Annotated in this window: 10 protein-coding genes; 5 read left to right on the top strand and 5 right to left on the bottom strand. The window is 74.9% G+C overall.

All coding sequences use genetic code 11. The features are described from left to right. Positions 1-27: 27 nt before the first annotated feature. Positions 28-1,110 carry an ATP-binding protein gene (locus IE332_RS13935; protein WP_189916112.1) on the bottom strand — a complete coding sequence of 361 codons (1,083 nt, stop codon included), beginning with the start codon at positions 1,108-1,110 and terminating at the stop codon, positions 28-30. Positions 1,111-1,290: 180 nt separating this feature from the next. Between IE332_RS13935 and IE332_RS13930 the strand changes: the two genes are divergently transcribed. Both IE332_RS13930 and IE332_RS13925 read left to right on the top strand, forming a co-directional pair. Further along, a complete protein-coding gene (locus tag IE332_RS13930; protein ID WP_189916111.1) occupies positions 1,291-2,589 on the top strand; it encodes an SWIM zinc finger family protein in 1,299 nt (432 codons plus the stop codon). An 87-nt stretch (positions 2,590-2,676) separates the two neighbouring features. Continuing rightward, entirely contained in the window at positions 2,677-4,275 is a 1,599-nt protein-coding gene (locus IE332_RS13925; RefSeq protein ID WP_189916110.1) for a DUF5691 domain-containing protein, read from the top strand. 106 nt (positions 4,276-4,381) lie between these two features. Here IE332_RS13925 and icmB read toward each other — a convergent pair whose 3' ends face one another. Further along, positions 4,382-4,786 carry a coenzyme B12-dependent isobutyryl CoA mutase small subunit gene (gene icmB / locus IE332_RS13920; RefSeq protein ID WP_189916109.1) on the bottom strand — a complete coding sequence of 135 codons (405 nt, stop codon included), beginning with the start codon at positions 4,784-4,786 and terminating at the stop codon, positions 4,382-4,384. 324 nt (positions 4,787-5,110) lie between these two features. Between icmB and IE332_RS13915 the strand changes: the two genes are divergently transcribed. Further along, a complete protein-coding gene (locus IE332_RS13915) occupies positions 5,111-5,905 on the top strand; it encodes a M23 family metallopeptidase (protein WP_189916108.1) in 795 nt (264 codons plus the stop codon). 58 nt (positions 5,906-5,963) lie between these two features. On the opposite strand, the gene pcrA is transcribed toward IE332_RS13915, so the two are convergent. From pcrA to IE332_RS13900, 3 genes are all read right to left on the bottom strand, one after another. Continuing rightward, positions 5,964-8,612 carry a DNA helicase PcrA gene (gene pcrA, locus IE332_RS13910; protein ID WP_189916107.1) on the bottom strand — a complete coding sequence of 883 codons (2,649 nt, stop codon included), beginning with the start codon at positions 8,610-8,612 and terminating at the stop codon, positions 5,964-5,966. 120 nt (positions 8,613-8,732) lie between these two features. Then, entirely contained in the window at positions 8,733-9,437 is a 705-nt protein-coding gene (locus IE332_RS13905; protein WP_229928577.1) for a LuxR C-terminal-related transcriptional regulator, read from the bottom strand. Beyond that, a complete protein-coding gene (locus IE332_RS13900; protein ID WP_229928595.1) occupies positions 9,430-10,806 on the bottom strand; it encodes an ATP-binding protein in 1,377 nt (458 codons plus the stop codon). The genes IE332_RS13905 and IE332_RS13900 overlap by 8 nt, the downstream gene beginning before the upstream one ends. A 218-nt stretch (positions 10,807-11,024) precedes the next feature. On the opposite strand from IE332_RS13900, the gene IE332_RS13895 reads away from it, so the two are divergent. Together IE332_RS13895 and IE332_RS13890 are read left to right on the top strand one after the other, a co-directional pair. Next, positions 11,025-12,467, top strand: coding sequence for a PspC domain-containing protein (locus IE332_RS13895; protein ID WP_189916105.1), 1,443 nt, complete (start codon positions 11,025-11,027; stop codon positions 12,465-12,467). After that, complete coding sequence (locus tag IE332_RS13890) at positions 12,464-12,673, top strand: hypothetical protein (protein WP_189916104.1); 210 nt, start codon at positions 12,464-12,466, stop codon at positions 12,671-12,673. Before IE332_RS13895 ends, IE332_RS13890 begins: the two co-directional genes overlap by 4 nt. Positions 12,674-12,687: the final 14 nt, after the last annotated feature.

The raw sequence follows: 12,687 nt of genomic DNA, 5'->3' as shown, positions 1-12,687 counted from the left end.
AGCGGCACCCCTGGACCGTTCGCTCGCTCATGCGCCCGCCTCGCGGGCGGCCCGGTAGAAGTCCTTCCAGCCGTCGCGCTCGCGCACCACCCCTTCGACGTACTCGCGCCAGACCGCCCGGTCCGCCACCGGGTCACGGACGACGGCGCCGACGATGCCGGTCGTCACGTCCCCGGCGCGCAGCACGCCGTCGCCGAAGTGGGTGGCCAGGGCCAGGCCGTTGGTCACCACCGAGATCGCCTCGGCGGTGGAGAGGGTGCCGCTCGGGGTCTTGACCTTCGTCCGGCCGTCCGCCGTGATCCCGGCCCGCAGCTCGCGGAAGACGGTGACCACCCGCCTGATCTCCTCGGCGCCGCCGGGCAGTTCGGGCAGCTCCAGGGAGCGGCCGAGCTGGTTGACCCGGCGGGTGACGATGTCGACCTCCTCCTCCAGCGAGCCCGGCAGCGGCAGCACCACGGTGTTGAAGCGGCGGCGCAGCGCGCTGGAGAGCTCGTTGACGCCGCGGTCGCGGTCGTTGGCGGTGGCGATCACGTTGAAGCCGCGCACGGCCTGCGTCTCGCTGCCCAACTCCGGTACCGGGAGCGTCTTCTCGGACAGGATGGTGATCAGGCTGTCCTGGACGTCGGCCGGGATCCGGGTCAGCTCCTCGACCCGGGCGATCTTGCCGTCGGCCATCGCCCGCATCAGCGGCGAGGGCACCAGGGCGTCCCGGCTGGGGCCGTCGGTGAGCAGCCGGGCGTAGTTCCAGCCGTACCGGACGGCCTCCTCGGGGGTACCGGCGGTGCCCTGCACCAGCATCGTGGAGTCGCCGCTGATCGCGGCGGCCAGGTGCTCGGACACCCAGGTCTTCGCGGTGCCGGGCACGCCGAGCAGCAGCAGCGCGCGGTCCGTCGCCAGGGTCGTCACGGCGACCTCGACGACGCGGCGCGGGCCGATGTACTTGGGGCTGACCGGGGTGCCGTCGGGCAGTTCGCCGCCGAGCAGGTACGTCGCCACGGCCCACGGCGACAGTTTCCAGCGCTCGGGGCGCGGACGGTCGTCCTGCGCGGCCAGGGCGGCCAGTTCGCCGGCGAAGGCGTCCTCGGCGTGCTGCCGGAGAACGTCGGTCATGGGGGGCTCCTTCGGGTCGGCCGCGGGGTATACGGATGCCCGGGCGGCAGGGTGATCGGGGGGAGCCAGGTCGGCGGTCCCGGCCTGTGGAACCCACCCTGCACCCCGCCACTGACAACGGCGGGAGGCCTCCGGACGGACAGTCAGCGACTGTCAGTGCCACCGCCTACGGTCGGTCGCATGGAGGAACGCTGGAGCACCGAACACGTCCTGTCCCTGGCACCTGACACCTCGTCGCAGAAGGCCGCGGGCAAGCTCTCCTCGCCCGCGCCGTGGTCCGGCACGGGCACCGACGGCACCGCGCTCTGGGGCGAGTGCAGGGGCAGCGGCCGCACGCCGTACCGCACCGTGGTCGAACTCGCCACGCCCGCCTACCAGTGCAGCTGCCCCAGCCGGAAGTTCCCGTGCAAGCACGCGCTCGGGCTCCTCCTGCTGTGGAGCGGCTCCCCGGAGGCCGTCCCGGCCGCCGCACCGGCCGACTGGGCCGCCGAGTGGCTGGAGGCCCGCCGGGACCGCGCCGAGAAGCGCGCGGCGGCCCCGGCCGACCCGGAGGCCGCCCGCCGCCGGGCCGAGAAGCGCGGCGCCCGGGTCGCGGCCGGCGCGGCCGAGCTGCGGCTGCGGCTGGCCGACCGGATCCGGCACGGCCTGGCCGACCAGTCCACCGCCGGCCCCTGGGAGGAGGTCGCCGCCCGGATGGTCGACGCCCAGGCCCCCGGGCTGGCCACCCGGGTCCGCGAACTCGACACCGTGCCGCAGGAGCGGCTGCTGGAGGAGTACGCGATGCTGCACCTGCTCGCCACCGCCGCCACCCGGATCGACGAGCTGCCCGCCGAGCTGGCCGCGACGGTCCGCACCCGGGTCGGCTACACCGTGGACGCCGCCGAGGTGCTGGCCGGCCCCACCGTCCGGGACCGCTGGCTGGTGCTCGGCAGCCGGGACACTGCCGACGAGCGGCTCACCACCCGCCGGGTCTGGCTGCGCGGCGCCAAGACCGGCCGCCCGGCCCTGCTGCTGGCCTTCGGCCGCCCCGGCCAGGCCCCCGACCTCGCCCTGCCCACCGGCCACCTGCTGGAGGCCGAACTCGCCTACCACCCCGGCGCCCGCCCGCTGCGCGCCGCTCTCGGCACCCGCTACGGCGCCCCCGAGGCCGGGCCGGCCGGGCCGCCCGCCGGGCTCACCGTCGCCGAGGCGGTGGCCGGCTACGGCGCCGCCGTCGCCGACGACCCGTGGCTGGAGAGCCACCCGGCCGTCCTCGCCGACGTCGTCCCGGTCCGCACCCCGGACGGCTGGTACCTGACGGACGGCCGGCACACCGTGCCCGTCCGCGCCTCGGCCGTCCCGGAGGCGGCGCTGTGGCGGCTGGCCGCGGTCTCCACCGGCCGTCCGCTGGCGGTCTTCGGCGAGTACGGCCACCAGGGCTTCGAGCCGGTCACGGCCTGGCCCGCGGGCCACCGCCCGGTCGGCCTCACCAACGCCTAGAGCGCGTCGGGCCCGTCGTGCGGACCCCTGCCAGGCCCGTGGCCTGATCCGACGAAATCCACGAGACCCGCCCTAGGAGCACCGAGAATGACGATCATCCAGGACCCGTGGGAGACCCTGCGCACCAGCGCCCTGCTCGGCATCGACCGCCGCCCGCTCCCGGCGACCGCCCTGCCGCTCGCCGACGTCGTGGACCCGACGGACCCGGCCACCGCCCTGCTGGAGCTGGCCGCCCTCGCCACCGTCCGGCGCCGGGCTGGCGCGCTGCCCGTACCGGCCGCCGAACCGCCCGGGCCGCCCGCGCCCGAGGACACCCGCCCGGAGCTGCCCGAGCCGGCCGCCCGCCGACTGGCCGTCCTGCTGGCCGGCCGGGCCGGCAGTGGCAGCGGCGGCACCCTGGCCAACCTGGCCGAGCTGCTGCCGCAGTGGCTCGCCACCGCCCGGGCCCGGGGCCTGCGGCCGCCCGCCGCGCTGATACCCGGGCTGCTCGACGCCGCCCGCGCCCGCGGCGAACTCCGCTCCGACGCCGTCGCGCTGGCCGGCCCGCTGGGCCGCTGGCTGGCCGAGCAGAACCCGGACTGGCGGTTCGTGCTGCGCACCACCGTCGAGGAGGCGGCCCGGCAGGACGCCCCCACCGACCACCACCTCTGGCACGAGGGCCTGTTCGCCGAGCGCGTCACCCACCTCACGCTGCTGCGCCGCCGCGACCCGGCCGCCGGGCTGGAGCTGCTGCGGAGCACCTGGTCCACCGAGCGCGCCGAGGACCGCCTGCTGTTCCTGGACGCCCTCCAGGACGGCCTCTCCCCCGCCGACGAGCCGTTCCTGGAGGCCGCCCTCGGCGACCGCAGCAAGAACGTCCGCGCCACCGCCGCCGAACTGCTCTCCACCCTGCCCGGCTCCGCGCTGGCGGGCCGGATGGCCGAGCGGGCGCGCGCCGCCGTCCACCTCGCACCGGCCGGAACGCACCTGCTGGTCACCCCGCCCGCCGAGTGCGACGCGCGGATGCAGCGCGACGGCATCACCCCCAAGTCCCCCACCGGGCGCGGCGAACGGGCCTGGTGGTTCGGCGAGGTGGTGGCCGCGGCACCGCTCCCGCTCTGGCCGGAGAGCACCGGACTGACGCCGGACCAGCTGCTCGCCCTGCGGGTCGGCGACAGCATCGACGAGACCAGCAGCAGCTGGGCCGACGACCTGCGGGAGGCCTGGGCGCGCGCCGCCGTACGCCAGCACGACGCCGACTGGGCCCGGGCACTGCTCGGCCCGGCCCCGGCACCGCCCGCCCGGGGCGCCGGCCGGGCCCGCGCCCCGCGCACCACCGGCGCCCCGGCCAAGCTGCTGGCCGTCCTGCCGCCCGAGGAGCGGGCCGCCTGGACGGCCGCGTTCATCGAGGTGCACGGGCTGGGCGAGGCGTTCCAGCTGCTCGGCGCCTGCGCGACCCCGTGGACGCCGCCGCTGTCCACCGCCGTGGTGAGCGCCCTGGCCCGGGCAGCCACCTCCGGCGCGTACCCGTGGAGCCACAGCGGGGTGCTCGGGATGACCGAGCGCGCGCTCGCCCCGGAGACGGCGGCCGCGGTGGAGCGGCTGGCCGCCGAGGCCGCCCCGGACTCCGCCTGGGCCGAGACCTTCGCCCGGCTGGCCGGCACCCTGCGCTTCCGGGCCGCGATGCTCGCGGAGCTGACGGGCTGAGCCACCGTCACAGCAGAGCGGACCGTGCCCCGGGAACGGCAGAGCGGGCCGTTCCCCCGAGGGCGCGGCCCGCTCCGCCGTACGAAGAAGTCGGCTCGGCCGAGGCTCAGCTCGCCCGCAGGTTGGCCTCGACCCAGGCCACCACGTCCCGGGTCGGCGTGCCCGGGGTGAAGATGTCCGCGACGCCCATCGCCTTCAGCTCGGCGATGTCCTCGTCCGGGATGATCCCGCCGCAGAAGACCTTGATGTCCGCCGCGTCGCGCTCCTTCAGCAGTTCCAGCACCCGCGCGCACAGCGTCATGTGGGCACCGGAGAGGATCGACAGCCCGATGCCGTCCGCGTCCTCCTGGATCGCGGTGTCGACGACCTGCTCGGGCGTCTGGTGCAGCCCGGTGTAGATGACCTCCATACCGGCGTCGCGCAGGGCGCGCGCGATGACCTTGGCGCCACGGTCGTGACCGTCGAGCCCCGGCTTGGCGACCACCACACGGATGGGCCCCGACACACTCATCACTGCCTCCTGGACCTCGTCGTCCACCACCCCGCCGGGCCTCGTGGGCCACGGGCGCGGTTAACGGTCAATAACCAACCTGAGGGGAGGTTAGCGCCACCCGGCCCGGTTGACCGTGCCACCTCCCAAGAGGAGGGCAAAGTCACAGCTCCAGGCCTTGCTACCAGCGGGTATACCCGCCCTTTCCGCAACCTCCCCACAGACCCCCCGGGCGACCTCTTGACAACCGGAGGTTTTTCCGGGGCGTCGGCCTTCCGGCTACAGTCGCGGCTGTCTGACCTCGCCCGACGACGTGCCCGAGGCCCACCGAGGAGGCAGCCCCCGATGGCTCCCGAAGCAGCCGCCCGTCCGACCCGCGCGGAGCTGCGCCTCGCCGCCCGCGAGCAGTCCCGCGCCCAGCGCCGCGGTGCCGCCAAGGCGGCCACCCGGACGGCGCTGCTGCGGGTCGCGCTGCCGTCGGTGGCCGCGCTCGGCGTGGCGGCCGCGGCGGCGATCACGGTGCAGGGGGAGGCCGACCAGCAGCGCGCCCAGGCCGCCGGACGGGTGCCCTCGCAGGCCACGGCGGACGACGCCCCGGACGGCACGGCGGCCCAGGCGGCGGCCCAGGTGGCCGCGGACGGCGGCCGGACCCAGGCCTCGCGCGGCGACGCCCGTCAGCCGCTGGCCGGCACCCAGCCCGCCGAGGCCCCGCCCGCCCCCGCCCCGGCCCCCGAACCGGTCAAGCCGAAGGTGGTCATGCCGGTCGCGCAGCACGGCCTCGGCGAACTGTTCGGCGAGGCGGGCAGCCGCTGGGCCAACCGCCACACCGGCATCGACTTCCCGGTGGACGGCGGCAGCCAGGTCATGGCCGTCGCCGACGGCACGATCCGCACCCAGTGGAACCCGTTCTACGGCTACATGTCGATACTCAAGATGTCCGACGGCACCGAGGCCTGGTACTGCCACCTGCGCTCGTACAAGATCCGCAAGGGGCCGGTGAAGCAGGGCGACGTCATCGCCTTCGTCGGCAGCAGCGGCAACAGCACCGGGCCGCACCTGCACTTCGAGGTCCGGCCGGCCGGCAGCGGGCCGATCGACCCGCTGCCGTGGTTCCTCGCCAACGGCCTGGACCCCCGCTAGGAACCCGGGCCCCGCCGGGAACCCGGGCCCCGCCAGGAGCCCGGAGAACCGGCCCCGGCTACAGCTTCTCGACCGGCGCGTAGCGCAGCAGCAGCTGCTTGCGCCCGTCCGTGCCGAAGTCGACGGTGGCCTGCGCCCGGTCGCCCACGCCCGTCACGGCCACCACCGTGCCCAGCCCGAAGCTGTCGTGGGTGACCCGGTCGCCGACCGCCAGCGAGACGGCGTCGCGCTCCACGACCTTGCCGCCGCGCCGCGCCGACTGCCCCCAGCCCGCCTTCGGCGAGGCCGAGGCCGAGAACCCGGAGCCGGAGCCCGAGCCCGAGGACCCCGAGGAGGAACGCGAACTCCCGCCCCCGGACGAGGACTTGCCCCAGGAGGAGCCCGAGGAGAAGCCGCGCTGGACGGGCGCCTGCGCCGCCCCGGTGCGCTTCCACTCGACCAGCGTCTCCGGGATCTCCTCCAGGAACCGCGACGCCGGGTTGTACGCCGGCTGCCCCCACGCGCTGCGCAGCACCGAGCGGGTCAGGTACAGCCGCTCGCGCGCCCGGGTGAGCCCGACGTACGCGAGCCGGCGCTCTTCCTCCAGCTCCTTGACCTGGTTGAGCGCCCGCATGTGCGGGAAGATCCCGTCCTCCATGCCGGTCAGGAAGACGACCGGGAACTCCAGGCCCTTGGCGGTGTGCAGGGTCATCATCGTGATGACGCCCCGCCCCTCCTCGTCCTCGTCCGGGATCTGGTCGGAGTCGGCGACCAGCGCGACCCGCTCCAGGAAGTCGGCCAGCGAGCCGACCGGCGGCGCGCCGTCCTCCCCGGCGTCCGGCCGCTCGCCCGGGTCCTGCTCGTACTCGAGGGCGACGGAGGCGAGCTCCTGCAGGTTCTCCACCCGGGTCTCGTCCTGCGGGTCGGTGGAGGACTGGAGCTCGGCCAGGTAGCCGGTCTCCTCCAGGACGGCCTCCAGCACCGCCGCCGGGCCCGCGCCCGACTCGACCACCTGGCGCAGCCCGGCCATCAGGGTGTTGAACTTCTTCACGGCGTTGGCCGAGCGCGCGGCCATCCCGTACGCCTCGTCCACCCGCGCCAGCGCCTGGGCGAAGGAGATCCGCTCCCGCGACGCCAGCGCGTCGATCATCGCCTCGGCCCGCTCGCCGATGCCGCGCTTGGGCACGTTGAGGATCCGGCGCAGCGGCACGGTGTCCTCCGGGTTGGAGAGCACCCGCAGGTACGCCAGGACGTCCCGGACCTCCTTGCGCTCGTAGAAGCGCACCCCGCCGACCACCTTGTACGGCAGGCCGACCCGGATGAACACCTCCTCGAACACCCGGGACTGGGCGTTGGTCCGGTAGAAGATCGCGACGTCGCCGGGCTTGGCCTCGCCCTTGTCGGTGAGCCGGTCGATCTCGTCGGCGATGAACTGGGCCTCGCCGTGCTCGTCGTCCGCGACGTAGCCGACGACCTTCTCGCCGTGGTCGCCGGCCGTCCAGAGCTTCTTGTCGCGGCGGTTGGCGTTGCGCTCGATGACGGCGTTGGCCGCGCTCAGGATGGTCTGCGTGGAGCGGTAGTTCTGCTCCAGCAGGATCGTGGTCGCGTTCGGGTAGTCCTCCTCGAACTGGAGGATGTTGCGGATGGTCGCGCCGCGGAAGGCGTAGATCGACTGGTCCGCGTCACCGACCACGCACAGCTCGGCCGGCGGCACCTGGGCGAGGTGCGCGGCGGCCGGGTTCACGAAGTCGCCGTCCGCGGTGCGCTTCGGCGCGGCCCCGACGGACCCGCCGCTCAGCTCCCGGACCAGCATGTACTGGGCGTGGTTGGTGTCCTGGTACTCGTCGACCAGGATGTGCCGGAACCGGCGCCGGTAGTGCTCGGCGACGTCGGGGAAGGCCTGCAGCAGGTTCACCGTCGTCATGATGATGTCGTCGAAGTCCAGCGCGTTGGCCTCGCGCAGCCGCCGCTGGTACAGCGCGTACGCCTCGGCGAGCTTCTTCTCCATCGGGTTGGCGGCCTGGTCGGCGAAGGTCTCCTCGTCGATCAGCTCGTTCTTGAGGTTGCTGATCTTGGCCGTGAAGGACTTCGGCGGGAACTGCTTCGGGTCCAGGTCGAGGTCTCGGCAGACCAGCGACATCAGCCGCTGCGAGTCCGCCGAGTCGTAGATCGAGAAGCTGGAGGTGAAGCCCAGCTGCTTGGACTCGCGGCGCAGGATCCGCACGCAGGCGCTGTGGAAGGTGGACACCCACATCGCCCGGGCCCGCGGGCCCACCAGCGCCTCGACGCGCTCGCGCATCTCGCCGGCGGCCTTGTTGGTGAAGGTGATCGCCAGGATCTCCCCCGGCTGCACCCCGCGGGCGCCCAGCAGGTACGCGATCCGGTGGGTCAGCACCCGGGTCTTGCCCGACCCGGCGCCGGCCACGATCAGCAGCGGCGACCCCGCGTGCAGCACCGCCTCCCGCTGCGGGTCGTTCATCCCCTCCAGCAGCTGCGCCGGGTCGACCACCGTACGGGCGGCGCCGTTGCGGTACCAGGCGTCCCGCTCCGCCTCGGCGGCATGGTCGGTCTGGAACAGCCCGTCCGGGATCGCCTCCTCGTAGGCGTCGTACGGAGCCTCGTCCTCGTACGGCGGGGGCTCCTCGCCGACGGGCTCGGCGGGCTGCTTCGACCCGGCGGCGGGTACCTCGAAACCGGGGAGCGGAAGGTCGTCAAAGAGGCTACTCATGGCACAACGAGTCTATGGCCACCCACCGACAAGCCCGCCCGGCCCGGAGGAATCCGGACCGGGCGGGGCCGCCGCGCGAAACGAACGCGGAAGCGAACGCGGAAGCGAACGCGGAAGCGGTCAGACCAGGCGGCGGGCGGTGGCCCAGCGGGTCAGCTCGTGGCGGTTGCTGAGCTGCAGCTTGCGCAGGACGGCGGAGACGTGGCTCTCGACGGTCTTCACCGAGATGAAGAGCTGCTTGGCGATCTCCTTGTAGGCGTAGCCGCGGGCGATCAGGCGCAGGACCTCGCGCTCGCGCTGGGTGAGGCGGTCCAGGTCCTCGTCGATCGGCGGGGTGTCGGTGGCCGCGAAGGCGTCCAGGACGAAGCCGGCCAGGCGGGGCGAGAACACCGCGTCGCCGTCGGCGATCCGGAAGATCGCGTTCACCAGGTCGGTGCCGGTGATGGTCTTGGTGACGTAGCCGCGCGCGCCGCCGCGGATCACCCCGATGACGTCCTCGGCGGCGTCCGACACCGACAGCGCCAGGAACTTCACCCCGCCCTGCTCGCCCATCACGCCGACCGAGCGGCGCAGCACCTCGACGCCGCCGCCGCCGGGCAGGTGGACGTCGAGCAGCACCACGTCGGGCCTGGTCTCGGCGACCACGCGGACGGCCGAGTCCACGTCGTCGGCCTCGCCCACCACGTCGATGCCGGTCACCTCGGTGCGGCCGATCTCCGCCCGGACCCCGGTCCGGAACATCCGGTGGTCGTCCACCAGGACGACCCGTGCAGTGCGCCCCGAGCCTTCGGCCGGGGGGACCCCCATCGGCGCTGCCTCAGTCATCAGTTCTCTCCATCTCCAGCTCGACCTCGGTACCGCCGCCCGCCGCCGGCCGCACCCGAGCGGTGCCGCCGTTGCGCTTCATCCGGCCGATGATCGACTCCCGTACGCCCATCCGGTCCTCCGGCACCGTGTCGGGGTCGAAGCCGGGCCCGTGATCGCGGACGAACACCGACACCGTCCTCCCCTCGACCTCGGCGTAGACCTGGACCGGTCCCCCGCCACCGTACTTGGCCGCGTTGACGGTCGCCTCCCTCGCGGCCTGCATCTGTGCCGCGATCTTCTCGTCCATCGGGCAGTCGCCGACGATCACCAGCTCGACCGGGACGCCGTGCCGGTCCTCGACCTCGGCGACGGCGGCCCGCAGGCTCTCCGCCATGGTGTCCGGCGCGGTCTCCGCGGCGGCCTCCGGCCGGTACAGCCACAGCCGCAGCTCGCGCTCCTGCGAGCGGGCCAGCCGCAGCACCTCCTTGGGGTCCTCGGCCCGGCGCTGGATCAGGGTCAGGGTGTGCAGCACGGAGTCGTGGATGTGCGCGGCGATCTCGGCCCGCTCCTGGGCGCGGATGCGGGCGGTGCGCTCGGCGCCGAGGTCCTGCCACAGCCGCAGGCCGTACGGGCCGAGCAGGACCAGCACCCCGGCGAGCACCGCGAGCGAGGCCTCGACGACCGAGCCGAGCGTGGAGCCGCTGCCCTGCATGGCGAGCAGCGCGATGGTGCCGGCCACCGCGAGCAGCACGCCGGCGCCGACCCGGGTGTAGGCGCCGCGCCGCTTCTCGCCCTCCTCGATGCCGAACCAGCGCTGCCAGCGCGAGTCGTCGGCCTGCCGCCAGACCAGCGCGACGCCGACCCCGATCGCCAGCAGCGGCCAGGTGTACGGCTTGGCGGTCTGCCAGCCGAGCACGTTGAGCAGCGCGATCAGGCCGATCACGACCATGACCAGGGCGGCGAGCTGGCCGAGGCCGCCCTGCCCGCCCTTGGCGGCGGGCGCCGCGGCCCCGCCCTCCGCGGGCGGCGCCACCGGCTCGCCCTGCAGGGTGTGCTGGAGCAGTTGGCGCAGCCGGCCGAGCCAGCCGCCGGACGGCCCCTTGCTCACCCGGCCGCCCTGCAGCCCGGGCGCGGCCGGGACGAACACGCCGTTGAGGTACATCCACTGGGCGCCGCCGCGGGCCGAGGGCTCGCCGATGCCGATCGGCACCACGAACCAGAACGCGGCGTAGAGCAGCGCGCCGATGCCCTGCGCGAAGAACAGCAGGACGAACGCGATCCGCACCCAGCGCACCGGCAGCCCGAGGTGCACCGCCAGGCCGTGCGCGACGCCGCCGAGCATCCGGCCCTGCGGGCTGCGGTAGAGCCGGCGGTACGGCGGCTTCACGCCGTCGGACGCGTTCGGGTCGGCGCCCGCCGACGACGGGGCGTCGGGGGCGGTGGGTCGGGGGTCGGTACCGGGGGCTGCCACGGCAACGATGGTTCCACGCGCGCCCCCGCGGGCGCATCAGGGTGTGTCCCTAGCCCGTATCAGGGACAAGTCAGGGTACGGGCAGGGGTACTCCCGGTTGGGCCGGACCGGCACCTGCCGGAAGGATGGTGCCCATGACCGAGGACCACCGCATCGAGGAGGCCGGGCCCGCCGCCCCGCCGGAGCCGGACCGCCCGCCGCTGACCAGGGCCGAGCACCACCGCGTGGTGGCCGGCGTCTGCGGCGGCCTCGGCCGGCACCTGGACATCGACCCGGTGGTCTTCCGGGTGGTCGTCGTGGTGCTCTGCCTCTCCGGCGGCCTCGGGCTGTTCCTGTACGGCCTGGCCTGGCTGATCGTCCCGACGGACGAGGAGTCCAAGGGCCGCGGCGGGCGCACCGAGCTGCAGCGGGTGCTCACCGGCCGGGTGGACGGCCAGTCGGTCGGCGCGGTGCTGCTGACCGTGATCGGCACCGGGGTGTTCTTCTCCTCGATGGGCGACGGGGACCAGATGTTCCCGCTGCTGCTGCTCGCCGGCCTGGTCTTCCTGGCGGTGCGCTACGACCCGGAGCGCCGGCGCGGCCGGGGGCGGGGGCGCCGGCACGGCGGCCCGTACGACCGCCACTTCCCCGGGGCCGAGTCCGGTTCCGGGGCGGGCTCCGGCGCTGCGGGCTACGTCTGGCCGCGGCCGGAGCAGGACGAGGCGGCGCGCGCCGGCCGGGCTGCCGGGACGGTCCCCGCGGACGGCCCGGCGCCGAGTGCCGGCGGCTACCTGTGGGACCCGCGCCACCCCGAGCGCAACCCGTACGGCGCCACCTCCGCGAGCCCGACCCCGCCGTTCGGCACCCCGGTGCCGCCGGCCGGCGGCCCGGCCCAGCCCTGGTGGCAGCGCGCCGACCTGCCCGAGGGCGACCCGCTGCGCAAGGAGCGCCCGAAGCGCCGCTCCGAGCCCGCCGCCGTACGGCGCCCCCGGGAGCGCTCGGCGCTCGGCTTCTTCGGCTTCCTGCTGGCGATCGGCGCGGGCGCCGCGGTCTGGGCCGCCTCCGCGGACCACCACGACCCGACCGTGCTGGGCGCGACGGTGCTGGCCACCGCGCTGCTGGTGGTCGGCCTGACGCTGCTGGTCGGCGCGAAGTTCGGCCGGGCCCGCAAGCTGGCGGCGACCGGTCTGCTGCTCACCCTGGCGCTGGCCTTCGTCGGCCACTCGCCGGACTCGATGCGCAACGCGGCCGGCGAGCGCCAGTGGACGGTCACCGCGGTGACCGACCTGCACGACCGCTACAACCTCGGGGCCGGGCAGCTCCGCCTGGACCTGTCCGGGCTCGACCCGGCCGGGGGGACCCTCGCCACCAAGGCCGACCTCGGAGCCGGCGAGATGACCGTGACCGTGCCGGACGACGTGACCGTGCACCTGGTCGCCCGGGTCGGGCTCGGCGACGTCAGCGTCCCCGGCGACCGCAGCGACAGCACCGGACGGCACACCTATCTGATCGGCCCGGCCGGCGGCCGGGCGTCCAAGGGCACGCTCAACCTCGAACTCGGCATCGGGCTCGGCGACATCAAGGTGGTCCAGCAGTGAGGAAGCACCGGCTCGACCTGTTCTCGCTGATCGCGGGCGGACTGTTCACCGTGCTCGCGGTGCTCTACCTGGTCGCGGCGCTCAACGACCAGTCGGTGAACGGACGGATCGTCATCCCCGTCACCTTCATCGTGCTCGGCGTCGGCGGCCTGGCCGGCGCGGTCGTGGCGGTGGCCCGGCGCGGCCGTCCCGACCGCGAGGAGTGATCCGGCCGGGCGGT

The sequence above is a fragment of the Kitasatospora xanthocidica genome, assembly GCF_014656195.1.
Classification (GTDB): Bacteria; Actinomycetota; Actinomycetes; order Streptomycetales; family Streptomycetaceae; genus Kitasatospora; species Kitasatospora xanthocidica.
The sequence above is the reverse complement of the archived record's forward strand: the minus strand, read 5'-3'. Positions and strand labels throughout refer to the sequence as shown.